Here is a 24,013-nt window from a genome sequence, read left to right as displayed (position 1 = left end):
AAGAGGTGAGGCGCCGGATCGCGAGCGGATCGTTTCGGCCGGTCCTGCGCAAGGGACGGGTGCCGCCGTGGCCCACGGGGCAGGATGGGCGGCGGTTCGGGCGGCTACGGCGAGGGGGCGCGTGATGGGGTGGCGCACGGGTGCGGTATGCGGGGCGCTCGCGTACGGGCGGCCACCGGCGCGGGCGGCGGTGACCCTGTGCGCCACGGCGCTCGCGCTGACGACGCCGGCGCTTTCGGTGCATTCCGCTCCGGCCTCCGCGACCGCGGACGGAACCAGGACCCCGTACGCCTTCGCCCGTGACGCCCGGACGGTCGAGGGCGCCGACGGCACCACGGACGCGCTACGGCTGGATCCCGGGCAGACGTACAGGAGCACCCTGCCCGCCGCCGGCAAGCGCTACTACCGCCTGGAACTCGACTCCGCGGCCGACGCCTATGTCTCCGCGACGGCGATCCCCGGGACGGGAGCACAGGTCTCCTCCTCCGACGGTCTCAAGCTGTCCGTCCAGGACGCCGACGGCACCACCTGCTCCACCGGGACCGCGCACTTCGGCCCCACCCAGAGCCCGCACCCGATCACCGCCTCGGCCTCGCGCGAGACCGGTCCCGGTACGTACGGATGCGGGAGATCGGGCGTCTACTACGTCGTGATCGAACGGCGTGGTCTGACCCCGACCGCGCCCTCGTCCGGTGACTGGGACCTGGAGCTCGACTACGTCTCCGAGCCCGCCCCGCGGCAGCCCGGTGCGACGACCCCGCCCGGAGGCTGGAACTCCGCGCCGCCCGAGGCCGTCCTCGGGGACGCCACGCGGCGTGCGGGCGGGGCCGGATTCGCCGACGCGAGCGCCGTGGGCCAGGGGGTCTGGCAGGACGCGATCCAGCCCGGGCAGACCCTCTTCTACAAGGTGCCCGTCGACTGGGGGCAGCAGCTCTCCGCCACTGCCGAGCTGGGCAGCTCCACCGGGGGCGACGGCTATGTCGGCACCGCGCTCGCCATGTCCCTGTACAACCCCGTGCGGGCCCATGTCGACGACGCCGACGCCGGTTACAGCGGCGCCCAGACCTCGGCCGCGCTCGACCCGTCTGCGCCCGTCGACTATGCCAACCGCCGCGCCGTCGGCGACCATACGGGCGCGATGCGGTTCGCGGGCTGGTACTACCTCGCCGTGCACCTCGCGGCGTCCGTGACGGACAGGTTCGGGGACGGCCCGTTCGGGCTGACACTGCGCGTGCGGGTGAGCGGGGCGCCGAAGTCCGGGCCGGCGTACGCAGGGACGTCCGCACCCCCCGATGTGTTCACGGTGACGGCGGCGGACCGGGAGGAAGCTGCGGCGGGGGTGTCCGAGGGGGCCGGTTCGGGCGGCGATGCCACCGGTTCCGGCGGGCCGGGCGGCTCCGCGGAATCCGGTGAACCCAAAGGGGGTGCGGCGGCAGGCTCCGGCGGACCGGGCCGGAACGGCGCCGGGGACGGTGGAAAGGACGAGAGCTCCGGGACGATGAGGCTGGTGGCCATGGGCGGGATCGGCACCGGCAGCGCCCTGGTCCTGTGGCTCGCGCTGTGGACGGTGGTCGCCCGGTGGCGGGCGCGCGGCCGGTGGGCCGGGTGACCGACGCTCAGATGTGCGTCAGGGCCCAGAACCCCACCGCGAAGCAGACGAGCGCGAGCAACAGAACCGGTACGGCGACCTTCGCCGGTGGGCCCGGGCGCCGGGCAGCCGGTTTTCCGCCGTGACGTGCGATCTCCTGCGGCCGCGTGGCGGCGTGCGGGGACTGGACGGCATACGCGTAGGCGGGCCGGCGCAGCACCGGGGCCGCGGAAGGGCCGGAGGGCACATGTGTGGGCTCGGGGTGCGATGCGTGGGCCGCCGCGGGAGGCACCGGCGGCTGCTCGGGTGGGCGCGGCACCGTCCGGAGCGCCTCTCGCGGCAGCGGAGGCGGTAGATGGAAGCTCCCGGTGTCCGACATCGTCGGGGGCCGCTGGGACGGCGTCGGATCGACCGTGGGGCGGGGCGGTACGGCCAGGTGTGCGGCCTCGGGGGGCACGGCGGGGGATTCGGGCGAACCGGGCTGTACGGCGGAGGAAGGGGTCCCGGGAGCCGCCGACGGTGCGGGGGTGCCGGCAGGCGCAGCCGGTGCGGACGTACTGGTGCCGGGTTGTGCGGTCGCGGCGCTGCTGGTGCCGTCGGCTGTGGGCAGGCCGTTGTGGGGAGCGACGGATGACGACGTGCCGGTGCCGGGAGGTGGCGGCGTGGACGGGCCGGTGCGGGGGCCTCCGGCCGTGGACGTACCGAACCCTGCCGATGCGGCGGCGGACCTACCGGTGCCGGAAGCGCTGGGCGCGGCGGTCGGCCGCGGCGGTATCGCGCCGGACATGAGCCGCGCGGGGCCGCTGCCCGTCGCGGGGGCTGTGGGCGGCCGGGACGTGGCGGAGCCGTTCACCCCGGCGGATCCGCTCTCCTCCGGCTGCGGTCCCTCAGGCCCGAATCCCTTCGGCAGCGGACCGAGTTGGTCGAAGATCTCGACCTGCTCGTCGCCCGGTCCGGGTTCGGGCAGCAGCTCCGCGGCGGCGGCCAGGGCCTTGCGTGCTCCCGTGGCGGTACGGAACCGGGCGGCAGGGTCCGGCTGCAACAGCGTCGCCACGACCTCCCACAAGGGCGCGGGGACACCGCGGGGCGCTCCCGGTGTGCCGTGTGCCATGAAGTGCTCGATCAGCGCCCTGGTGTCCGGCTTGGCGCCTTCCAGCAGATACAGCGCTACCAGACCGACGCCGAACAGGTCGGCCGTGAAGTCCGGGTCGGCGCCCATCATCTGCTCGGGTGCGAGATAGCCGGGCGTACCCACCACATAGTCGGTCTCCGTCAGCCGCGGCTCCCCCAGGCGCATGGCGATGCCGAAGTCGGAAAGCCGCAGCCGGGGCCGGGCGGTGCCGGTGGCTTCGAGAAGTACGTTGGCGGGCTTGACGTCCCGGTGCACCACTTTCTCCGCGTGCACGGCGGCGAGTCCGGACAGCAACTGGTCCAGCAGGGTGCAGACAAGGGCCGGGGGCAGCGGGCCGTAGTCCCCGACGAGGTGGACCAGCGAGCCTCCGGCGACGAGATCCATGGTGAACAGGACCTTGTCGTCGTCCGCGGCCCAGCTGGCGGGAGCGAGCACATGGGGATGGTCGATACGCAGCGCCTGCTCGCGCACGAACCGCAGCAGCGCATGGGCGTCGCTCTGCTGCAGGACCTTGGCGGCCACATAGCGGCGCCGGCGCTGGTCCCAGGCGCGCCAGACCGCACCGACTCCCCCGCGTCCGATGGGATCGACCAGCTCGTACCGTCCGGCGAAGACCTCACCCATGGTCGTGCGTCGTGCCCCCTTCCGGACAGTGGTCAGGACTCCCGCGCCCCCCGGCGCGAGAGTCCCCGGCAGTGCAGGTGTCGCTCAGTTCTGGTGGGACTGGTAGTGCGCGACCGCGTCGGAGGTGCGGCCGGCGCCGTACACCCGGAGGAACTCTGCCAGTTCCGGGTGGGTCGGTGCGAGGGTCTCCGCGGCCTCGATGATGTCCCCGGCCGCCGCCACCGAGCGCAGCAGCGACTGGATCTCGCGGACCACGCGCTTGACCGTGGGCACGCCCGAACTGTTCGTCGTCTGTGTCGTGTTGTTGAGCACGGAACCCCCCTGCGACTTCTTGATCTCGTCCATCCGCTCGGTCGCCTCGGCGGCGCTCACGGTGCCGTCGGCGACCTGCCCCGCCAGGTCCCGAAGCAGCTGCACCCGCTGGACCACCGCGGGATTTCCGATCTTGGCGCGCTGACCGCTCATCAGCTGTGACAGCATCGGCGCGGACAGCCCCAGCACGCCGGCGAGACGCGCCTGGTTGAGCCCGAGATCGTCGATGAGCTTACGGAAGAGCGCCCCCAGCGGCTCTCCGTACCAGTTCCGCTGCAGCTCCCGCGCTCTTGCGGTGGCTTCCTGCTGTGCGGCGTCCATTGCGTCTCCCCATCGCTTCCCCAAGTACCGTGGTTCGCTGTCGCGAACCACGACGAGCATCTTACGGAGAGTGGTTGTCCACGGGGAGCCCCATCTTTTTGTGAGATACGGGGGGTGACCCGGTACGCTGGTCCGCAGCGCCCGCCGGTGTCAGTTTGTACTGGTCGGACGCGCCTCCTCCGGGGCCTTAGCTCAGTTGGTAGAGCGCTGTCTTTGCATGGCAGATGTCAGGGGTTCGACTCCCCTAGGCTCCACACCTCGGACCGGCCAGACGCCCCTCGCGGCGGCTGGCCGGTTCTGTTGTGAGGGTGAGTCGCGCCACACCTGCGGATTTGCACTCATTGCATTTCTTTGCGCAAACACCTGCAAGGGGCACGGGTTCAGTGGCTTCTGCCCGGGTGGCGACTCGGGCTGCTTGGCAGCATGAGGTGATATGGACCGACTCATCCCGGCGTGATGCCCAAACGTGGCTGAGTGGAGGGGTGCGCTCGGTGAGGGGAGTCTCCACGGAACTTGCACAGATGGTGCGTTGCAAACGTCATGGAACGGGGAAGGCGTAAACGCTCCGACGGCGACTCCACGCTTCGTTCCGATGTTCGGCGACCGGCGACCGGCGACCGGCGCCCCGCACTCGGTGCCCGGCGCCCCGCGCCCCCGGTCCCTACACCCCTGAGTGCTGGTGCTGGTCCTGCCGCGCCCCGGCTCGGAGGACCGACAGACCCATTTGGCGGACCATCAGGTCATCCGCGGATCCGTTGGCGACGAACGCCGGCGGCAGTTCCTAGGCGGCGCGGCTGACCAGCGCGGTAGCGCCGAGGGCCGCATCCACCAGGGTCGGCGGGGCGCCGGGCAGTGGTGCCGTGACGTGCTCGGATCGGTTCCGTGGGGCAAGCATCGGGCGTCGGAAAAGCTGCGTGCTTTGTCCGAGTATGTAACGCTTTTTAGCATTCCGTAGGAAAGTCTTCCGGATCCTTCCGGGGTTCCCGCCCGGCGCCGACCAGGGGCATGGCGGGGGTCATGCGCCGCGGCGCGAAGCTGCCGAACGCCTACTGCACGACCAGCACCGCAGCAAGCCGCGATCCACATCCTGCGGAGACCACCCCCCACGGGGACCACCACTGGATGGGACGATCCATGACCTCTGCCTCCGAAGACCTCCTCGACGTCCTCCGTATAGAGAAGGGCCATGCCGAGCCCGAGGAAGTGGCCGCCATCACGGCCGTCCTGCTGGCTCGTGCCGCGGCCCGGTCGTCCACGTGGGCTCCGGCCCACAGGGGCCGGAGCAAAGCCGGCTGGCGCCGCCCGGAGCGCTCCCATGGATTCTCGGCACCCCATAGTTGGCGGAGTTGAGGCCGCCACGAAGCCGAGGCCCCCACGGTGGCGTTTCACGTGAAACGCCACCGTGGGGCAGGAGACCCTCAAGTCTCCTGCCCCACGGTGCTGTTGCCGCCTGGTTGGACAGGCGGTGTCAGCGTCGGTCGTCGTTGTCCGAGTCCTCCTCGGCCTGCTTCGCCTCCACCTCGGGGTCCAGCACGCTCGGTCCGCTGCCGTCCACCGATGTCAGACGGTCGCTCTGCGGGACCTCGGTCGCGGCGGGCGGCTCGACGAGCCAGTCGGGGTTCGCCTGCCTGTCCCACCACTTCCAGGCGGCGAAGGCGCCGCCGGCCAGTACGCCCAGCACCGCCAGACCCTTGGCGATGCGGCCGGCCTTCGCCCGCCGCTGCTGCTTGCGCACCAGCTTCTGGATCTGCCGCGGTGAGATCTGACCGCGCAGCGCGGCCAGCGCCGCAACACTGCGGGCCGCTGCCTCGTCCCGTGCCGGGCCTGCCGCGGCGACCGCCTGCTCGAGCCGGGGACGGGAGTAGTCGGCGGCCTGCCGAGCAGCCTTGCGGGTGTAGGCCGCGGCATCCTGTGCGGCCTGGTCGACCTTGGGCGGCACATGGGTGCGGGCCTGTTCCAGGGCTTGTTCCAGGCGCGGGGCAAGATAGGCGTCGTACTGGACGCGGGCCTGTCCGGCCGCCTGCGACACCTTCGGCGCGAGTCGGACGCGCGCCTCGTGTGCGTAGTGCGCGGCCTTGTCCTTGGCCGTGTCGGCGTAGGGCGCCACCACTTCCGCGGCATGCAGCACGCTGTCCTTCGCCGAACCGGTCGCGGCGCGCACGCTGTCGATGCGGGTCACGGGTTCCTCCTCCTCGGTGGCGTACGGTAATTCGACTTTCCAGCCTTTTACGGATCATGCCTCTCGAAGAGCCGCCGGGCATGCGAGCAGGGGCATCCGGGTCATGGGACTCATAGCGGACGGCCCCGGTCCGCGTCCGGGGTCGGTGACGAGGGGAATGATCATGCGCATCGGCCGATCACATGCAATAGCGGATGAATACGGGCAACAGGAGCTTGACGACGACAATGCCACGGATCGCCGCTCTGCGCCCCCGCGACGGGACGACTCGGCTTGTTTTCCAAGCACCCGGAGCACGGGCCGGGGCCCCCGAGCCGCCCGCGACCGCTCCGGCACCCCCAGATGACGGTGGAGCGACGCGCGGATGTCCACACAGAGGTGGGGCCGGGCGACGCGGGGCGATACCGTGCGAGGATCAGGGAGTCACAGAGGACAACGGAAGGCAGATCGTGGCTGAGCAGCTTTACGCCACCCTGAAGACCAACCACGGCGACATCCAGGTCCGGCTTCTGCCGAACCACGCGCCCAAGACGGTCCGGAACTTCGTCGAGCTCGCCAAGGGCGAGCGTGAGTGGACCCACCCCGCCACCGGCGAGAAGTCCGCCAAGAAGCTCTACGACGGCACGGTCTTCCACCGGGTGATCAGCGGTTTCATGATCCAGGGCGGCGACCCGCTGGGCAACGGCACCGGCGGCCCCGGGTACCAGTTCGAGGACGAGTTCCACCCGGACCTCGCGTTCGACAAGCCGTACCTGCTGGCCATGGCCAACGCCGGCCCGGGCACCAACGGCTCGCAGTTCTTCATCACCGTCTCGCCGACGGCTTGGCTGACCCGGAAGCACACCATCTTCGGCGAGGTCACCGACGCGGCCAGCCAGAAGGTCGTGGACTCCATCGCCACCACTCAGACCAACCCGCGCACGGACCGCCCGGTCAACGACGTCGTCATCGAGTCGGTCGTCGTCGAGTCCCGCGAGGGCTGAGCCCGAGGGGCACACCGCACGAGGGAACAAAAACGCCCCGCCCGTCCGTAGAAGGAAGGGCGGGGCACCCCGTCGTACGCGGAGAGTGAGGGACCCATGGACCAGGCGCCAGGCAGCCCACCGCAGGGCCCGCCGCACCAGGGGCCGCACGGAGCACGGGAACTGCCGGTCTGCTACCGGCACCCGGACCGTGAGACGGGTATCCGCTGTACCCGCTGTGAGCGCCCGATCTGCCCGGAGTGCATGGTCAACGCCTCGGTCGGCTTTCAGTGCCCGGACTGCGTGCGCAGCGGCTCCGGCACGGGGCACGCCCCTGCCGCCTCGGCGCCCCGCACGCTCGCGGGCGGAACCGTCACCGCCGACCCCCGGCTGCTCACCAAGCTCCTGATCGGGATCAATCTGGCGGTCTTCCTGGTGCAGCTGTCGGTGGGCGACCGCTTCACGGACCGGTTCGAGCTCCTCGGCCAGGCCTACGTCCCGCTGCTCGGCTCGGTCGAGGGCATCGCGCAGGGCCAGTGGTACCGCCTCCTGACGGCGATGTTCCTGCACGGCAACTTTATCCACATCCTGTTCAACATGCTCAGCCTGTGGTGGATCGGCGGCCCGCTGGAAGCGGCTCTCGGCCGTGCCCGCTACTTCGCGCTCTACTTCTCCGCCGGGCTGGCCGGCAGTGCGCTCACCTATCTGATCGCCGCCCCGAACCAGCCCTCGCTCGGTGCCTCCGGCGCGATCTTCGGGCTCTTCGGCGCCACGGCCGTGCTGATGCGCCGGCTCCGCTACGACATGCGGCCCGTGATCGCGCTCCTGGTGATCAACCTGATCTTCACGTTCGGGTGGAGCAATATTGCATGGCAGGCCCACATCGGGGGACTCGTCGGCGGTGTGGTGGTCGGCTACGCCATGGTCCACGCCCCGCGTCAGAGGAGGGCCCTCGTGCAGTACGGGGTGTGCGCGCTGGTGCTGGCCGCCGTGGTCCTCATGACGGTCCTCAGGACTGCCCAGCTCACCTGAACAGCCGATGTGCACGGGCCGTAGCCCGAGGTTGTACCCAGTGTTGTCCACAGTCTGTGGCGGATCTTGTGCACCTGGTGGGGAACGACCGCGCCCCCTGTCACTGACCGGAGTTTTCCCAGGTCGGACAGGGGGCGAACAGTTTTGCGGGAGCTGGTGATTCCGTCATACCGGTGTCAACGCCCGAACGGTTATCCACAGATGGTCGTTCTTTTTCCACTGGTCGCGGACTCTGTGGACAAGGCTGTGGATAACTCAGCGCACAGCCATGGGCAGAGCCGGCCGCGAGCGGGCGTGAGCCGCTACTTCCACTGCGTGGAGACGCCGAACCCCGCCGCGATGAATCCGAAGCCCACCACGATGTTCCAGTTGCGGAGGGCGTGGATCGGCAGTGAGCCGTCGGTCACGTAGAAAACGACGATCCAGGCGAGACCGATGAGGAACATGGCCAGCATGACCGGCGCCACCCAGCCACGGCTGTTCAGCTTGATAGCCGTGGCTTGCTTGGATGGCGGCGGCGTGTAGTCGGCCTTCTTGCGGATACGTGACTTCGGCACGAGGGTCTCTCCTGTCGATGCGCTGCGTGGCCGCGCAGGGAACTGGGGCGGGCTCCGGGGCAGCGTACAAGGGGACACTGAGCGCTCCCCCGGGCGTCCGTTAGCGTAGTGCTTCCGCGGCGCCGAAGGAGATAAGGGTACGTTGAGCAATACTGCCGACTCCGCCCAGCCGGGTTCCGACTCCCCGGAAACGGGGTCCACGGGGTCCGCCTCCCCGCGCACACGCCGACTGAGGCCCGTGCGCGTCCTGACCGTGGGCGTCTTCGCGCTCGCCGGCCTGCTCTTCTTCACCAGCTTCAACACGGCCAGGGGCACCAACATCCGCACGGACTCCTCGCTGCTGAAGCTGTCCGACCTCATCCACGACCGCAGCCACAAGAACGCCCTGCTCGATGAGTCCAACGCCACACTGCGGGACGACGTGGACACCCTGGCCAAGCGCACGGGCGGCAGCACCAGCAAGGCCGAGGAGGCCCGGCTCGCGGCGCTGGAGAAGAACGCGGGCACCGAGAAGCTCACCGGCAGGGCCGTCACGGTCACCCTCAACGACGCCCCGCCGAACGCCACGGCCAAGCTCCCCGGCTACCCCGAGCCGCAGCCCGACTACCTGGTCATCCACCAGCAGGACCTCCAGGCCGTGGTGAACGCCCTGTGGCAGGGCGGCGCACAGGGCATCAAGGTCATGGACCAGCGGCTGATCTCCACCAGCGCCGTGCGGTGCGTGGGCAACACCCTGATCCTCCAGGGCCGGGTCTACTCGCCTCCGTACAAGATCACCGCCGTCGGGGACCCGGACAAGCTGCAGAAGGCGGTCGCCGCCTCGCCCGCGATCCAGAACTACATGGTGTACGTCAACGTCTACGGCCTCGGCTGGAAAGTCACCGAGGACGGGCCGGTGACTCTCCCCGGCTACTCGGGCACAGTGGATCTGCACTACGCGAAGCCCGTGGAGTAGAGCCCGGGAACAGCTGCCGCTGGGGGAAACCTGTGTCGGTGCGCGTGATCGTCCGGACCGTCAGCGAACTGTGCATCACCGCCGGCACCCTCATCGTCCTCTTCGTCGTCTATGTGCTGTTCTGGACCGGTGTGAAGGCCGACAGTGCGATGAACGAGCAGGTCGACCAGTTGCTACGGCAGTGGTCGACGGGGACGGTGCGGCCGACGACGGCGGCCGGCGGCCCGGCGAGCCCGCGGAAACCGGCGCCGTACGTCCCCGGCCGGCCGTTCGCCGTCATGTACATCCCACGGCTCGGTTTCACGTGGAACAAGCCCGTGCTCGAGGACACGGCCGTGGACACCCTGAAGAAGGGGCTCGGCCACTACACGGGCTCGGCCCAGCTCGGCCAGGAGGGCAACTTCGCGGTCGCCGGCCACCGGCGCACCTACGGCGACCCCTTCAAGGACTTCCCCAGGCTGCGGTCCGGTGACGCCGTCGTCCTCACCGACGGCACAACCTGGTTCACGTATCGGATCGACAAAGGCCCATACAAAACCGTGCCCACGGACGTTGAAGTAATCGACCCTGTACCACGTAAATCGGGTTACAAGCGTCCGGGCCGGTATCTGACGCTGACCACGTGCGATCCCGAATGGGGGCACAGTCACCGGCTGATCGTCTGGGCGCACCTCGATTCCACACAGCCTGTGGAGGCAGGGAAACCGGCGGCTCTGCGCCGTTAGTCTGGTGGCGTACGGCGTGAGTCTGGTGCCGTGGAGAGACGGAAGGGACGGCATGTACGGCTGGATCTGGCGGCATCTGCCGGGCAACGCATGGCTGAAGGCACTGATCTCCCTCGTGCTGGTCCTGGCTGTGGTCTACGCCCTGTTCCAATACGTCTTCCCGTGGGCAGAACCGCTGTTGCCCTTCAACGATGTGACGGTGGACAACCAGTGAGCGCCCGCATCCTCGTCGTCGACAACTACGACAGCTTCGTCTTCAACCTGGTGCAGTACCTGTACCAGCTGGGCGCCGAGTGCGAGGTGCTGCGCAACGACGAGGTCTCGACGGGACACGCCCAGGACGGCTTCGACGGCGTGCTGTTGTCCCCCGGCCCCGGCACCCCTGAGCAGGCGGGTGTCTGCGTGGAGATGGTGCGGCACTGTGCCGCGACCGGCGTCCCCGTCTTCGGTGTCTGCCTGGGAATGCAGTCGATGCAGGTGGCCTACGGCGGTGTCGTCGACCGTGCGCCGGAACTCCTGCACGGCAAGACCTCGCTGGTCGAGCATGAGGGCAAGGGTGTCTTCGCCGGGCTGCCGTCCCCCTTCACCGCGACCCGCTACCACTCCCTGGCCGCCGAGCCGGAGACGGTGCCGGACGAGCTGGAGGTCACGGCGCGCACCCACGACGGGATCATCATGGGTCTCAGGCACCGCGAACTCCCTGTGGAGGGCGTGCAGTTCCATCCCGAGTCGGTGCTGACCGAGCACGGCCACCGGATGCTGGCCAACTGGCTGGTGGAGTGCGGTGACCAGGGAGCCGTGGCGAGATCGACGGGGCTCGCCCCGGTGGTGGGCAGGGCCACGGCGTGACCGCCCTGCGCCCCGAGCGCGAGACCGGCGCCCCCTACGGCGGCGCCGCGGAACCGGGACCCCCGTACGCGCAGCAGCCGTACGGGGACGCCGGAGCGTGGCAGGGGCAGGAGTGGCACGGCAGCGCGGGCTACGGCGACCAGGCGTACGCGGACCCGTCGTACGGGCAGCAGGCGCCCCAGCAGGCGTACGACCCCACCGGGGCCCCGCCCTCCTACGGCGAGCCCGTGAGCGCCCCCTCCTACGGCGCACCGGCGCCCGTGGACAGTGAGACGGTCGCGCTGCGCTCCGCGGACATGGAGGAGGCCCGGCGGGCCGCGGACCGCATCGGTGGCGCCGGTGACGCACTCCCGTCCGGCGGCCGCGCCGCGCGGCGCAAGGCGGCGCGGCGGCACGGACGACGTGGGAACGGTCCCCAGACGGCCGAGACGGCCGAGACGGCCGCTGGGACGCCCGCAGAGGCCCCCAGATCCCGTCTGGAGGCCCGGCGGGCCGCACGGGCCCAGAAGCCCAGCACGGGCGTTCTGGTGAGCCGTGTGGTGGGCGAGCTGTTCATCACTACCGGTGTGGTGATGCTGCTGTTCGTGACGTACCAGCTGTGGTGGTCGAATGTGCGGGCGCACCAGGAGGCGGGCAGCACCGCGCAGCACCTGCAACAGGACTGGGCCACCGGCAAGCGGGAACCGGGCGAGTTCGCGCCCGGGCAGGGCTTCGCCCTGTTGCACATCCCGAAGCTGGACGTGGTCGCGCCGATCGCGGAGGGCACCAGCAAGACGAAGGTGCTCGACAAGGGCATGGTCGGGCACTACGGCGAGGGCAGCCTGAAGACGGCGATGCCGGACGCCAAGACGGGCAACTTCGGGCTCGCGGGACACCGGAACACACACGGCGAGCCGTTCCGGTACATCAACCGCCTGCGGCCGGGTGACTCGATCGTGGTGGAGACGCAGGACGCGTACTACGTCTACAAGATGACGTCCACCCTTCCGGTGACGTCGCCCTCGAACACCGGCGTCCTCGCCCCCGTACCGAAGGGCTCCGGTTTCACGCAGCCGGGCCGCTACATCACGCTGACCACCTGTACTCCGGAGTTCACCAGCACGTACCGGTTGATCGTGTGGGGCAAGATGGTCGAGGAACGGCCGCGCAGCAAGGGCAAGCCGGACGCGCTCATTTCGTAGGACACGCGGACTCGGCAGGGCACGCGGGCTCACAGGCACGTGGAAAAGACGGGGCAGATGCAGTGGGAGTGACGACCGACCAGGACGAGCAGACCGGCGCGATGTCGCCGGGCGCCGGCTTCCCGTCCGGACCGCGGCAGGACGGGCGCGGCAGGGTGGCCGCGGCCGTCAGCGTCTTCGGAGAACTGCTCATCACGGCGGGCCTGGTCCTCGGCCTGTTCGTCGTGTACTCGCTGTGGTGGACGAACGTGCTGGCGGACCGCAAGGCCGACCAGCAGGGCAACAAGGTGCGCGACCACTGGGCGGCCGGGAAGGACGCCGGGCCGGGTGCGCTGGACACCAAGGACGGCATCGGCTTCCTGCACGTGCCGTCGATGAAGAACGGCGATGTGCTGGTCGAGAAGGGCACGTCGACGGACGTCCTGAACAACGGCGTCGCCGGCTACTACATCGACCCCGTCAAGGCGACGCTGCCGATGACGGGCAAGACCGGCAACTTCGCGCTGGCCGCGCACCGCGACGGACACGGGGCGAAGTTCCACAACATCGACAAGGTGAGGAAGGGCGACCCGATCGTCTTCGAGACGAAGGACAACTGGTACGTCTACAAGGTCTTCTCGATCCTGCCGCAGACGTCGAAGTACGACGTGAAGGTCCTCGGCGCCGTCCCCAAGCAGGCGGGCGTGAAGAAGCCGGGCCACTACATCACCCTGACGACGTGCACTCCGGTCTACACGTCGGAGTACCGCTACATCGTGTGGGGCGAACTGGAGCGCGTGCAGAAGGTCGACAGCAAGCGGACCCCGCCGAAGGAACTGGGCTGAGCGCCGTACTTCCCCCGGACACACGACTGAGCCCCGGCCCCCTCGCGAGGGAGCCGGGGCTCAGTCGTCGTACCGGGCGGGTCAGTTCCTCCTGCCGGTGATTCCACCGAAGAAGTTCGTGCCGCCGTTGTTCCCGTTGCCGCCCTGGTCGATGGCGACGAGGTTCACCGCGGTGCCCTTCTGGACCTGCTGGCCCGGGGCCGGGTTCGAGCCGACGACCGTGGCGTTGTCGTCCTGGGCGCCGGAGATCTGGCCGACCTGCAGGCCCGCGTCCTGCAGCATCTGCTTGACGTCCTTGAGCTTCTGGCCCTGGATGTTCGGAACCGTCGTCTGCTCGTTCTGGGCCTGCCTGCCGATCTGGATCGCGACCGTGGTGCCCTTCTTGACCGTGCTGCCCTTCGCCGGAGAGGTCTGGACGACCTTGCCGATCAGGTTCGGGTCGGCGGTGTCCACGTCGGTGCAGTCGCCCGGCGTCAGGTTGTTCGCCTGAATCTGCTGCTTGGCCTGGTCACAGGTCTGGCCCGTCACATCGGGCACGGTCGCCGTCTCCGCCGCCTTGGCGACCTCGAGGGTCACCGTCGAGCCCTTTTCCAGCTCGGTACCCGGGTCGGGGTTCTGGCTGAGGACCGTGCCCGCGGCCTGACTGGACTCCGTCTGCTTGGTCTTGACCTGGAAGCCCTTGCTCTCGAGCTGCTGCGTGGCCGGGTTCACGTCCTTGCTGATCACGTTGGGCACCGCCACCTTGGGCGCGCCCGTGGAGACCACCAGGTCGACCGTGGAGTTCTTCTCGACCTCGGTGTTCGGCGTGGGGTCTTGGTGGCAGATGTTGCCCTTCTTCTGGTCCTCACAGGGCTTCTGCGAGAAGGACAGCTTCAGCTCGGCGTTGTTCGCCAGTTGCTGCGCATCGGCCTTGGACTGGCCGACGAAGTTGGGCGTGGCCACCTTGTCGTTGCCCACGCCCCCGCCGCTGAACATCCACTTGCCGATGAGGATCGCGCCGATCAGGACCAGCACACCCGCGACGACGAGCAGGATCGTCGAGGTGTTCGACTTCTTCTGGCGGCGGCGGTCGGGGCGGTCCTCGTAGCCGAAGCCGCCGTCGTCCGGGTTCATGGGCGGCAGCATGGTCGTGGCGCCGCCGGCCGGGTCGGAGCGCAGGGCCGTCGTCGGCTGGTCGTCGGGATAGCCGCCGTAGCCGACCGCGCCCAGCGCGGCCGTCGCCGCGACCGGCTGGCCGTCGAGGCACGCCTCGATGTCCTGCCGCATCTCGTCGGCGCTCTGGTAGCGGTAGTCCGGGTCCTTGACCAGCGCCCGCAGCACGATCGCGTCCATCGCCGGCGTGATCTCCGGGTCGAAGACGCTCGGCGGCTGGGGTTCCTCGCGGACGTGCTGGTAGGCGACGGCGACCGGGGAGTCGCCCACGAACGGCGGGCGGACGGTCAGCAGCTCGTAGAGCAGGCAACCCGTCGAATACAGGTCCGACCGGGAGTCGACCTGCTCGCCCTTCGCCTGCTCCGGCGAGAGGTACTGGGCCGTACCGATCACCGCGGCCGTCTGCGTCATCGTCATACCGGAGTCGCCCATGGCGCGGGCGATGCCGAAGTCCATCACCTTGACCTGGCCGTTGCGCGTCAGCATGACGTTCGCGGGCTTGATGTCACGGTGGACGATGCCGTTGCGATGGGCGTACTCGAGGCCCTGGAGGATGCCGATGGTCATCTCCATGGCCCGCTCCGGCAGCAGCTTGCGGCCGCTGTGAAGAAGCTCACGCAGTGTGGACCCGTCGACGTACTCCATCACGATGTACGGGATCGAGACCCCGTCGATGTAGTCCTCGCCCGTGTCGTACACCGCGACGATCGCGGGATGGTTGAGCGAGGCGGCCGACTGGGCCTCCCGGCGGAACCGGGCCTGGAACGACGGATCGCGTGCGAGGTCCGCCCGCAGCGTCTTCACCGCCACGGTGCGGCCGAGCCGGGTGTCATGCGCGAGGTAGACCTCGGCCATGCCACCACGGCCGAGCACCTGGCCCAGCTCGTACCGGCCGCCGAGGCGACGCGGCTCTTCCATAGCTTCCTACCAGCCCTCTCCGTCGGTCCCGACCACACCCGCGTGTGATCCGGCGGTGTGCTGTCCGGGCATACGGTACCCGGCTCGCTGTGAGTGACCTGGTCACATCCGCCACCCGATACAGGACCGGTATCGCAACGTGCACCGATGTGAAGGGAACGTGACGGGGGTCACTTCTTGCTGTTGATGACCGCCTCCATGACGTTCTTCGCGATGGGAGCGGCGAGGCCGCCACCGGAGATGTCGTCGCGGTTGGCCTTGTCGTCCTCGACGACCACGGCGACGGCCACCGGTGAGCTGCCGTCACTGAGCTTGGCGTACGAGATGAACCAGGCGTACGGCTTCTCGCTGTTGTTCAGACCGTGCTGGGCGGTACCGGTCTTACCGCCCACCGTGGCGCCCGGGATCCGCGCATTGGTACCGGTGCCCTTCTGGACGACCGTCTCCATCATCGACTGAAGGATCTGGGCGTTCTTCTCGGACAGCGGCCGGCTCAGCTCCTGCGGCTGGGTCTGCACCAGGGTGTCGATGCTCGACGCCTCCAGCTTGTCGACCATGTACGGCTTCATCAGCTTGCCGTCGTTGGCGACCGCCGAGGCGACCATCGCCATCTGCAGCGGCGTCGCGGCGGTCTCGAACTGGCCGATCGAGCTGAGCGCGGTCTGCGGCGCGTCCATCTTCTCCGGGAAGTTGGAGGCGTTGGCGCGCACCGGCGTGAACTGCTCGGAGTCGAACCCGAACTTCTTCGCCTCCGCCAGCATCTTGTCCTTGCCGAGGTCCGCGCCGATCTTGCCGAAGACCGTGTTGCAGGAGAACTGCAGCGCGATCCGCATGGTCGCGTCCTTGCAGGGGATGTTCCCCTCGTTCTTCAGCTCGGTCCTGGTGTTCGGCAGAATGAAGGGCAGCGGCGAGTTGGTCTTCTGGTCGGCGTCGGAGTACAGCCCGTTCTCCAGCGCGGCGGCCGCGGTGACCACCTTGAAGGTGGAGCCCGGCGGGTAGGTCTCGCGCAGCGCCCGGTTCAGCATCGGGTCGCTCGGGTTGTTCTTCTTCTGCAGTCCCGTCCAGGCCTTGGAGTCCACCGAGGTGGAGTTGCCCGCGAACGACGACGGGTCGTACGACGGGTAGGAGGCCAGCGCCAGGATCGCCCCGGTCTGCGGGTCGAGCGCCACCGCGGCGCCCTTGCCGCCGACGTTCTTGAGCCCGTCGAACGCGGCCTTCTGCGCGGCCCCGTTCAGCGTGGTGACGACGTTGCCGCCCTCCTGCTCCTTGCCCGTCAGCATGTTGAGCGTGTTGCGGAAGAACAGCCGGTCGTCGTCACCGGTGAGGATGCCGTCCTCGATGGACTCCAGCTGCGTGGCGCCGAACGCCTGGGACGCGTAGCCGGTGACCGGCGCCCACATCGGGCCGTCCTTGTACGTCCGCTTGTACGCGAAGTCGTTGAGGCTGTCGGTGGACGTCTTCTTGGACCCGGTGATCGGGTTGCCGTCGACGATTATGTCGCCGCGGGGCTTGGAGTACCGGGCGATCAGGACACGGCGGTTGTCCGGGTCGGTGCGCAGCTTGTCGGCCTGGACGTACTGGAGCCAGTTGTCGCGGATGAGCAGCGCGAGGACGAGCAGCCCGCAGAAGATCGCGATCCGGCGCAGGGGCTTGTTCACGGGCGGACCACCTGGGTCATCTCGGCGTCGGGGTTCGGTGCGGGGGACGGTGCGGGACGGCGCGCGGTGTCGCTGATGCGGATCAGGATGCCGATCAGTGCCCAGTTGGCGATGACGGACGAACCGCCGTACGCGAGGAAGGGCATGGTCATACCGGTCAGCGGGATGAGGCCCATCACCCCGCCGGCGACGACGAAGACCTGCAGCGCGAAGGCGCCGGAGAGACCCACGGCGAGCAGCTTGCCGAACGGGTCGCGGGCCGCGAGGGCGGTGCGGACGCCGCGCTCCACGATGAGGCCGTAGATCAGCAGGATCGCCATGATGCCCGCCAGCCCCAGCTCCTCGCCGAACGTGGCCAGGATGAAGTCGGAGTTCGCGGCGAAGCGGATCAGGTCGGAGTGGCCCTGGCCCAGGCCGCTGCCGAGGGTGCCGCCGGAGCCGAACGCCCACAAGGCCTGCATGGCCTGCTCGGAGTGGACGATGCCGTCCTGGGTCCCGGCGCGGCTGAGCTGGTACTCGTGAAAGGGGTCGAGCCAGGCCTGCACACGCGTCTGGATGTGCGGCTCGAAGCTCGCGACGCCGACGGCGCCCACCGCGGACATCAGCAGACCGAAGACGATCCAGCTGGTCCGCTCGGTGGCGACGTACAGCATGATGACGAACATTCCGAAGAACAGCAGCGATGTGCCGAGGTCGGTCTCGAAGACCAGGATGAGGATCGAGATCGCCCAGACGACCAGGATCGGGCCGAGGTCACGGCCGCGCGGCAGGTAGAGCCCCATGAAACGGCGGCTGGCCAGGGCCAGCGCGTCACGCTTCACCATCAGGTACCCGGCGAAGAACACCGCCAGCACGATCTTGGCGAACTCACCGGGCTGGATGGTGAAGCTGCCCACCTGGATCCAGATCTTGGCGCCGTAGACGTTGGCACCGAGGCCCGGGACCAGCGGGAGCAGCAGCAGGACCAGCGCGACGACCATGGAGATGTAGGTGTAGCGCTGCAGGACCCGGTGGTCCTTGAGGAAGACCAGTACGCCGACGAAGAGCGCGATGCCCATCGCCGTGTAGATCAGCTGGTTGGTCGCCTTGCCCCCGGCCACGTGGATCGACTGCAGCAGCTTGGACTGGTCGAGCCGCCAGATGACGACCAGGCCGAGTCCGTTGAGCAGCGTGGCCAGCGGCAGCAGCAACGGGTCCGCGTACGGCGCGAACTTGCGGACGACGAGGTGGCCGACCCCGGCCAGCAGACCCAGGCCGATGCCGTAGCTGAGCAGTCCGGCGGGCACCGAACCGTTGATGGCCAGGCCTACGTTGGCGTAGGCGAACACCGGGATGGCGACGGCGAAGATCAGCAGCGCCAGTTCGGTGTTGCGCCGGCTCGGCGCCCCGATCGAGCCGATCGTGGACGTGTGGTGGGTCGACGTGTTCGTACTGCTGCTCATGGTGTGACAGGGCCCCTCACGGCTTGCTTACTGCTTACCGCACAGTGAGACGACCTTCTGCTCTTCCTCCGAGAGGGTGGGGCCGGGTGTGGGTGTGGGTGCGGTTGGGGTCTTGGTCGCCGAGGCCGAGGGATTCGGAGTCGGCGTGGCCTTGGACGTCAGGGAGGTGGTCGTGGTTCCCGTGGTGTCCCCGCCCTTGCCGGCCTTGGCGCCGCTCGCACTCTCGGCCTGCTGGCGCTCGTTCTCCTTCTTGCACGCGGACGCCTGCACGGCCAGTTCGGACACCTTCGACTGGGCCGCCGGGAGACCGCCCTCGGCGATGGTCGCCTTGACCTGCTTCTGCTGGTACGGCGGCAGGTACTTGAGTTCGATCTCGGGGTGGTCCTTCTCGACCTTCGACAGCGACACCCACGCCAGGTCCTGGCTGATGCCGCGGTACAGCGCGACATGCTCGCCGTTGGCGCCGACGTAGTACTGCGTCTGCGTCCACTGGTAGGCGCCGTAGGACCCGCCGCCGAGGATGCCGAGCGCGAGGACCGTGTAGAAGGATCTCTTCAGCCACTTGCGGCCCTTGCGCGGCTTGACGAAGTCCTCGTCGGTGTAGTCGTCGAAGCTGCCCGCCGGGACGTAGCCGGTGGTGTCGCCGCTGCCGGGCGGCCCGAACTGGCCGCCGCCCTGCCCGGGCACCTGGCGGCCGAGGCCGGAGGCGCGGCCGGCGGGCGTCTGCATGATGCCGTTGTCGTGCAGATGATGCTGGTTCTCGGCGACCGCGCCCACCACGATCGGGGTGTCGGAGAGCTGCGCCGCGAGGGTGTCCCCGGTGTCCAGGTCGAGGACGTCGGCCACGATGACCGTGATGTTGTCGGGGCCGCCGCCGCGTAGCGCGAGCTGGATCAGCTCCTGCACGGTCTCCTGGGGGCCCTGGTAGCTGGCGAGGGTCTCCTCCATCGTCTGGTGGGAGACCACCCCGGACAGCCCGTCGGAGCAGATCAGGTACCGGTCGCCGGCCCGCACCTCACGGACGGACAGGTCGGGCTCGACATGGTCGCCGCTGCCCAGCGCGCGCATCAGGAGGGAGCGCTGCGGGTGGGTGGTGGCCTCTTCCTCCGTGATGCGGCCCTCGTCGACGAGCCGCTGCACCCAGGTGTGGTCCTGGGTGATCTGCGTCAGGACGCCGTCCCGCAGCAGATACGCGCGCGAGTCGCCGACGTGGACGAGGCCGAGCCGCTGACCGGTCCACAGCAGGGCGGTGAGCGTCGTCCCCATGCCCTCGAGCTGCGGGTCCTCCTCCACCATGGCGCGCAGCTGGTCGTTGGCGCGCTGCACCGCCGCGCCGAGCGAGGTGAGGATGTCGGAGCCGGGGATGTCGTCGTCGAGCGCGACGATGGTGGAGATCACCTCGGAGGAGGCGACCTCACCGGCGGCCTGGCCGCCCATTCCGTCGGCGATCGCGAGCAGGCGCGGTCCGGCGTAGCCGGAGTCCTCGTTGCCCTCGCGGATCATGCCTTTGTGCGATCCGGCGGCGAAGCGCAGTGACAGACTCATGCGCACCTCGCCTGTCGGCTCCGGGTACATCCGCACGGTGCCCACCCTCCGGTCGGGAGCGCGCCGGGGCCCGTGGTGTGGGCCACCGCTGCGTGCTCGCTCCGCTCGCTCATTTTTCGTACTACTTCCGCAGCTCGATGACGGTCTTGCCGATGCGGATCGGCGCGCCCAGCGGAATCGGTGTGGGAGTCGTCAACCGGGCCCGGTCCAGATAGGTGCCGTTGGTGGACCCGAGGTCCTCGACGATCCACTGACCATCCCGGTCGGGGTAGATCCTGGCGTGCCGACTGGAAGCGTAGTCGTCGTCCAGCACGATCGTGCTGTCGTGGGCGCGGCCGAGCGTGATCGTCTGGCCCTGCAGCGCGACTGTCGTACCGGTCAGGGAACCCTCGGAGACGACCAGCTTGGTGGGGGCACCACGGCGCTGCCGGCCGCCGCTGGGCTGCTGGCGCTGTGGCGGGGGCGCCGTCTGGCGGGCGGCCTGCTGGGGCCGTCCGCCGTCCCGGCGCGAGCCGCGCTGTGTGACACGCGTACCGAACAGGTCGCTGCGGATGACCTGCACGGCCACGATCACGAACAGCCACAGTACGGCCAGGAAACCCAGCCGCATGACCGTGAGGGTCAGCTCTGACATTGCCCCCGCTTCACCCTTCGGCTTGCCGGTAAATGATGGTGGTGCTGCCCACGACGATCCGCGAGCCGTCGCGGAGCGTAGCGCGGGTGGTGTGCTGCCCGTCCACCACGATGCCGTTGGTGGACCCGAGATCCTGGATCGTCGAGGGCGTTCCGGTCCGGATCTCACAGTGCCGGCGCGAGACGCCGGGGTCGTCGATCCGCACGTCGGCGTCGGTGCTGCGGCCCAGCACGAGCGTCGCACGGGAGATCTGATGGCGGGCGCCGTTGATCTCGATCCAGTAGCGGGTGCGCCCGCCGGAGGCCGGGGCGGCACCAGGGCGCTGGCCCGCGGGATGCGGGTAGCCGTATCCGCCGCCGCGCCCGCCGGGCGGCGGCGCGGACGGCATCGGGGGCACTCCCGCGGGAGCCGCGGGCTGCGGGTAGCCGTACCCACCAGGGCCCTGCCGTCCGGCCGGGGCGGCCGCGGGCGCCTGCTGGTCCGTGGAGGAGGCGAGCGTTCGGCTGCGCACCCGGTACAGACCGGTGTCGAGGTCGTCGGCCTTCTCCAGGTGGACCTTGATCGGGCCCATGAACGTGTACCGCTGCTGCTTGGCGTAGTCCCGCACCATGCCGGCGAGCTCGTCGCCGAGCTGGCCGGAGTAGGGGCTGAGGCGCTCGTAGTCCGGCGTGCTCAGCTCCACGATGAAGTCGTTGGGGACGACGGTCCGGTCGCGGTTCCAGATGGTCGCGTTGTTGTCGCACTCCCGCTGCAGCGCACCGGCGATCTCCACGGGCTGGACCTCGGACTTGAACACCTTGGCGAAGGTGCCGTTGACCAGACCTTCGAGACGTTGCTCGAACTTCTTCAGGACTCCCATGGGGCACCTCCTCCGTCGTTGCCGTCCTGCGTCCTGCTTACCTGGTACTGCTTACTGATCGTATCCACGCGCCGGAAAATCGGCTGGTTCCCCCTAACGGCCCTGTCGACGATGCCGACGCCTCGGGAGTTCCCGTGGGACGACCTCTTCGAACCAGTCCCGGACGTACTCCTTGCACGTACGGCGCGGAGTAGTCCTGGCATGGATCGTAGAGGTGGCTGTAGACCAGTGTCCCGCACCTGACTGTGGACCCTGTCCCCTCCTGGATAGATGGGTGGGACCGGTACGAGGTTGATACGTGAACAGAGTCGCGTTGAGACGTTGTGGGACGCCGTGGGGGATATGGGCCGGCCGGCCCGGGAAGTGGACGGTCGGCCGCGTTCGGGAGTGCCATCGGTCACGGAGGTGACGGGTCCTCCCGCGGGTCCGCGGACGGCGCCGGCCGCGGGCCGTCCGGTGTCGCACGGCGGAGCGGACGGGGACGGGGTGCGGGCCGCTCAGGGCGAAGGGCGGAGGGTGCGAGGCGACGGCCGGGTAGGCGCCCGATGGGTCCGCCTCCACGCGGGGCCGGGCCGGGCGGGCCATGGTGTCCGGTGCCAGGGGGCCTGCGGGAAAGGGATGTGAACCCACCCTCTCCAGCGTGCTAATGTTCTGGATGTCGGAAGGCGGTGGCACCCTAAGGAGCCAGGAGCCGGAAGACACACCCAATGCGCGGGTGGCGGAATAGGCAGACGCGCTGGATTCAGGTTCCAGTGCCCGCAAGGGCGTGGGGGTTCAACTCCCCCCTCGCGCACCACGAGGTACCGACGAAACGGGTCTCAGTCAGTGGCAGATGTCACGACGAGGCCCGTTTCTCGTTGTTCTGCCGGGTTCTGTCGAAAATGTGAGACATCGCACGGCTCGAGCTGAGACGTCGTCAGGGCACCGATATGTGAAGCATCTCACGGCGAGGCCCTGCTTCTTTGTCCTAATGTTTGCACTTCGGCGGCCGGTCCGGTCAGCGCGGTCTACGCCGCCGGGACCAGGTAGCCGGCTGGGGTCCAGGACCTCGGTTCTTCGGTCTTCCGGCGGTGATGGGTACGACGGCGTGGTCGTTCGCTGTTCAGTGCCAGGGTGTCCAACCACTTCTTGATTTTGCGGCGGTTGGCGTGGGTCAGCTGGTAGGCGAGCAGGATTGTCGGCGCCGCGATGCCGCGGATGCGGCGGGAACCCGCGGACTCGATCCCTTCGGCCAGAGGGTTCTTGGCGTAGCCGTTATGGCACCTCGCTGCGTCGTCGAATCGTCCGACTCGCCCACTACGAGGACGACTTCCGCCTTGCGATGCACCGCAGCAGACGCTGCGGGGGCGGCCCTGCGGGCGACCGGCGCCAATGTGACGACAGGGCCCTGGAGTGTGATCTCCGCGGTCCACGTGGCGTGATCTGCTGTGTGGGAAATGATCTCGGTGGCGGCAGGAAGCGATCTTCACGGGCAGGATGTCAACCGCTGATCGGGACGTTTCGTCGGTGCCCCGTAAATAGTTGATCAAGGGACGGTGGGGTCCTCCGAGGCGGTGTTAGCGTCCGGGTGCTCTGCGGTCCCGTACCGCAGCAGCGGGGGTGGAAGGCCGCGTGCGTGGGGAGACGCATGCCGCCCTGGCAATCGCCGTGCGCGCAACCTGGCCCCCGGGCGCTGCCCCCGCGAGAGCGCAGGCATTCGGCACTGACGTACGGGCACGGCCCGGAAGGAAGACACCTGTGAATCGAACCGCGCACCAGCGCGGCAGGCTCGCGCTGCTGCTGGCCGGCGCGATCGTGGCAGCGTTTCCGGCGGCAGCCGCCGCCGACGAGACCCCGATCGACCCGGCACTGCCGGCGCCCACATTGCCGGCCGGAGCGGACTGCGGCAGCGACAGCAGCCCGACCTGGCGGACCGTGTCCAGTCCACCTCCCGCGGGAATGACCGTCTCCATCGGCGTACCGCGGCCCACGGTGAACGGGGTGACGTACCAGGGGGTCGTCCACGCGTGGGACGTGGACGGTTCGCAGGCGGCCGACGGGTCTGTCTCCGGGCAGCCCGTGCTCGTCCAGTCCGTGTACGTCCCGCTGCCCCTGGCGGACGGGCACACTTACGGCTGGCACGCGTCGACGTACGACGGGACGGCGTACTCGAACCCGACCGAGCCCTGCTACTTCAGGGTGGACGGGAGCCCGCCCCTCACCCCGGTTGTCACCAACCCGGACTTCCCTCCGGTGGGCAGCCCGGGAACGCCCACGAAGGCTGCCGGGCAGCCCACCACGTTCAGCTTCAGCTCCACCAGCGATCCCCTGCCCAGCGGGTGCGCCGAGGCGGGGGCCCCGGACTGTCAGGCCAGCGGCTTGGACCACTTCGAGTACGCCCTGGACCAGGAACCGGGCATCGGTGCCGCCCGGGTTCCCGCCGACGCGGAGGGCAACGGCACTCTGACGACCGCCCTGTCCTGGGGAGTGCACACCCTTTACGTCATCGGGGTCGATGTGGCCGGGAACCGGACGCAGGAGCCGGCTGCGTACACGTTCACGGTTCCGTGGCAGCTCCCGCCCCC

At 69.3% G+C, this 24,013-nt stretch carries 20 protein-coding genes, 2 tRNA genes and 1 pseudogene; 13 read left to right on the top strand and 10 right to left on the bottom strand.

The window, feature by feature from the left end; genetic code table 11:
- Positions 1-124 precede the first annotated feature (124 nt).
- A complete protein-coding gene (locus ACWDA7_RS03345) occupies positions 125-1,609 on the top strand; it encodes a hypothetical protein (RefSeq protein WP_450602527.1) in 1,485 nt (494 codons plus the stop codon).
- Between the two features lie 7 nt (positions 1,610-1,616).
- On the opposite strand, the gene ACWDA7_RS03340 is transcribed toward ACWDA7_RS03345, so the two are convergent.
- Together ACWDA7_RS03340 and ACWDA7_RS03335 are read right to left on the bottom strand one after the other, a co-directional pair.
- On the bottom strand, positions 1,617-3,344 hold the full coding sequence (locus ACWDA7_RS03340; protein WP_450602526.1) for a protein kinase domain-containing protein: 1,728 nt from the start codon (positions 3,342-3,344) through the stop codon (positions 1,617-1,619).
- A gap of 84 nt (positions 3,345-3,428) precedes the next feature.
- Entirely contained in the window at positions 3,429-3,977 is a 549-nt protein-coding gene (locus tag ACWDA7_RS03335) for a helix-turn-helix domain-containing protein (RefSeq protein ID WP_359390457.1), read from the bottom strand.
- 181 nt (positions 3,978-4,158) lie between these two features.
- Between ACWDA7_RS03335 and ACWDA7_RS03330 the strand changes: the two genes are divergently transcribed.
- Both ACWDA7_RS03330 and ACWDA7_RS03325 read left to right on the top strand, forming a co-directional pair.
- Positions 4,159-4,231, top strand: a tRNA-Ala gene (locus ACWDA7_RS03330).
- Between the two features lie 880 nt (positions 4,232-5,111).
- Complete coding sequence (locus ACWDA7_RS03325) at positions 5,112-5,327, top strand: acyl-CoA carboxylase subunit epsilon (protein WP_450602525.1); 216 nt, start codon at positions 5,112-5,114, stop codon at positions 5,325-5,327.
- 118 nt (positions 5,328-5,445) lie between these two features.
- Here ACWDA7_RS03325 and ACWDA7_RS03320 read toward each other — a convergent pair whose 3' ends face one another.
- Positions 5,446-6,156, bottom strand: coding sequence for a DUF5324 family protein (locus ACWDA7_RS03320; protein WP_450602524.1), 711 nt, complete (start codon positions 6,154-6,156; stop codon positions 5,446-5,448).
- A gap of 449 nt (positions 6,157-6,605) precedes the next feature.
- Between ACWDA7_RS03320 and ACWDA7_RS03315 the strand changes: the two genes are divergently transcribed.
- Together ACWDA7_RS03315 and ACWDA7_RS03310 are read left to right on the top strand one after the other, a co-directional pair.
- Positions 6,606-7,139 (top strand): peptidylprolyl isomerase, encoded by a 534-nt coding sequence (locus ACWDA7_RS03315; protein ID WP_359390448.1) that lies wholly within the window; start codon positions 6,606-6,608, stop codon positions 7,137-7,139.
- Positions 7,140-7,235: 96 nt separating this feature from the next.
- Entirely contained in the window at positions 7,236-8,150 is a 915-nt protein-coding gene (locus ACWDA7_RS03310) for a rhomboid family intramembrane serine protease (protein WP_450602523.1), read from the top strand.
- 302 nt (positions 8,151-8,452) lie between these two features.
- Here the strand turns inward: ACWDA7_RS03310 and crgA are convergent, their stop codons facing one another.
- Complete coding sequence (gene crgA, locus ACWDA7_RS03305; protein ID WP_450602522.1) at positions 8,453-8,707, bottom strand: cell division protein CrgA; 255 nt, start codon at positions 8,705-8,707, stop codon at positions 8,453-8,455.
- Between the two features lie 142 nt (positions 8,708-8,849).
- Here crgA and ACWDA7_RS03300 point away from each other — a divergent pair, with 142 nt between their 5' ends.
- The 6 genes from ACWDA7_RS03300 (at position 8,850) to ACWDA7_RS03275 (ending at position 13,241) form a co-directional block, all read left to right on the top strand.
- Positions 8,850-9,662: a DUF881 domain-containing protein gene (locus ACWDA7_RS03300; RefSeq protein ID WP_450602521.1), complete on the top strand. Its 813-nt coding sequence runs from the start codon at positions 8,850-8,852 to the stop codon at positions 9,660-9,662.
- A 38-nt stretch (positions 9,663-9,700) separates the two neighbouring features.
- Positions 9,701-10,387 carry a class E sortase gene (locus ACWDA7_RS03295; RefSeq protein WP_450602520.1) on the top strand — a complete coding sequence of 229 codons (687 nt, stop codon included), beginning with the start codon at positions 9,701-9,703 and terminating at the stop codon, positions 10,385-10,387.
- Between the two features lie 52 nt (positions 10,388-10,439).
- Positions 10,440-10,601, top strand: coding sequence for a hypothetical protein (locus tag ACWDA7_RS03290; protein WP_359390432.1), 162 nt, complete (start codon positions 10,440-10,442; stop codon positions 10,599-10,601).
- The gene (locus tag ACWDA7_RS03285; protein ID WP_450602519.1) at positions 10,598-11,236 is read left to right on the top strand and encodes an aminodeoxychorismate/anthranilate synthase component II; all 639 of its coding nucleotides are present in this window, start codon (positions 10,598-10,600) and stop codon (positions 11,234-11,236) included. The genes ACWDA7_RS03290 and ACWDA7_RS03285 overlap by 4 nt, the downstream gene beginning before the upstream one ends.
- Complete coding sequence (locus ACWDA7_RS03280; protein WP_450602518.1) at positions 11,233-12,417, top strand: class E sortase; 1,185 nt, start codon at positions 11,233-11,235, stop codon at positions 12,415-12,417. The genes ACWDA7_RS03285 and ACWDA7_RS03280 overlap by 4 nt, the downstream gene beginning before the upstream one ends.
- 101 nt (positions 12,418-12,518) lie before the next feature.
- Positions 12,519-13,241: a class E sortase gene (locus ACWDA7_RS03275; protein ID WP_450602642.1), complete on the top strand. Its 723-nt coding sequence runs from the start codon at positions 12,519-12,521 to the stop codon at positions 13,239-13,241.
- An 81-nt stretch (positions 13,242-13,322) separates the two neighbouring features.
- Here ACWDA7_RS03275 and pknB read toward each other — a convergent pair whose 3' ends face one another.
- The 6 genes from pknB to ACWDA7_RS03245 form a co-directional block, all read right to left on the bottom strand.
- The gene (pknB, locus tag ACWDA7_RS03270) at positions 13,323-15,311 is read right to left on the bottom strand and encodes a Stk1 family PASTA domain-containing Ser/Thr kinase (protein ID WP_450602517.1); all 1,989 of its coding nucleotides are present in this window, start codon (positions 15,309-15,311) and stop codon (positions 13,323-13,325) included.
- 170 nt (positions 15,312-15,481) lie between these two features.
- Positions 15,482-16,969, bottom strand: coding sequence for a peptidoglycan D,D-transpeptidase FtsI family protein (locus tag ACWDA7_RS03265; RefSeq protein WP_450602516.1), 1,488 nt, complete (start codon positions 16,967-16,969; stop codon positions 15,482-15,484).
- The gene (locus ACWDA7_RS03260; protein ID WP_450602515.1) at positions 16,966-18,411 is read right to left on the bottom strand and encodes an FtsW/RodA/SpoVE family cell cycle protein; all 1,446 of its coding nucleotides are present in this window, start codon (positions 18,409-18,411) and stop codon (positions 16,966-16,968) included. Before ACWDA7_RS03260 ends, ACWDA7_RS03265 begins: the two co-directional genes overlap by 4 nt.
- A 27-nt stretch (positions 18,412-18,438) precedes the next feature.
- Positions 18,439-19,956 carry a Stp1/IreP family PP2C-type Ser/Thr phosphatase gene (locus tag ACWDA7_RS03255; RefSeq protein WP_450602514.1) on the bottom strand — a complete coding sequence of 506 codons (1,518 nt, stop codon included), beginning with the start codon at positions 19,954-19,956 and terminating at the stop codon, positions 18,439-18,441.
- Positions 19,957-20,077: 121 nt separating this feature from the next.
- A complete protein-coding gene (locus ACWDA7_RS03250; protein ID WP_450602513.1) occupies positions 20,078-20,590 on the bottom strand; it encodes an FHA domain-containing protein FhaB/FipA in 513 nt (170 codons plus the stop codon).
- Positions 20,591-20,600: 10 nt separating this feature from the next.
- Positions 20,601-21,449 carry an FhaA domain-containing protein gene (locus ACWDA7_RS03245; RefSeq protein ID WP_450602512.1) on the bottom strand — a complete coding sequence of 283 codons (849 nt, stop codon included), beginning with the start codon at positions 21,447-21,449 and terminating at the stop codon, positions 20,601-20,603.
- 709 nt (positions 21,450-22,158) lie between these two features.
- Between ACWDA7_RS03245 and ACWDA7_RS03240 the strand changes: the two genes are divergently transcribed.
- Positions 22,159-22,245: transfer RNA gene (locus tag ACWDA7_RS03240), tRNA-Leu, on the top strand.
- A gap of 941 nt (positions 22,246-23,186) precedes the next feature.
- Positions 23,187-24,013, top strand: a pseudogene (locus ACWDA7_RS03235) (hypothetical protein); the annotation flags it as partial.

Source organism: Streptomyces sp. NPDC001156 (assembly GCF_053598275.1).
Note: the sequence above shows the minus strand (reverse complement) of the source record. Positions and strands in the feature narration are given on the sequence as shown.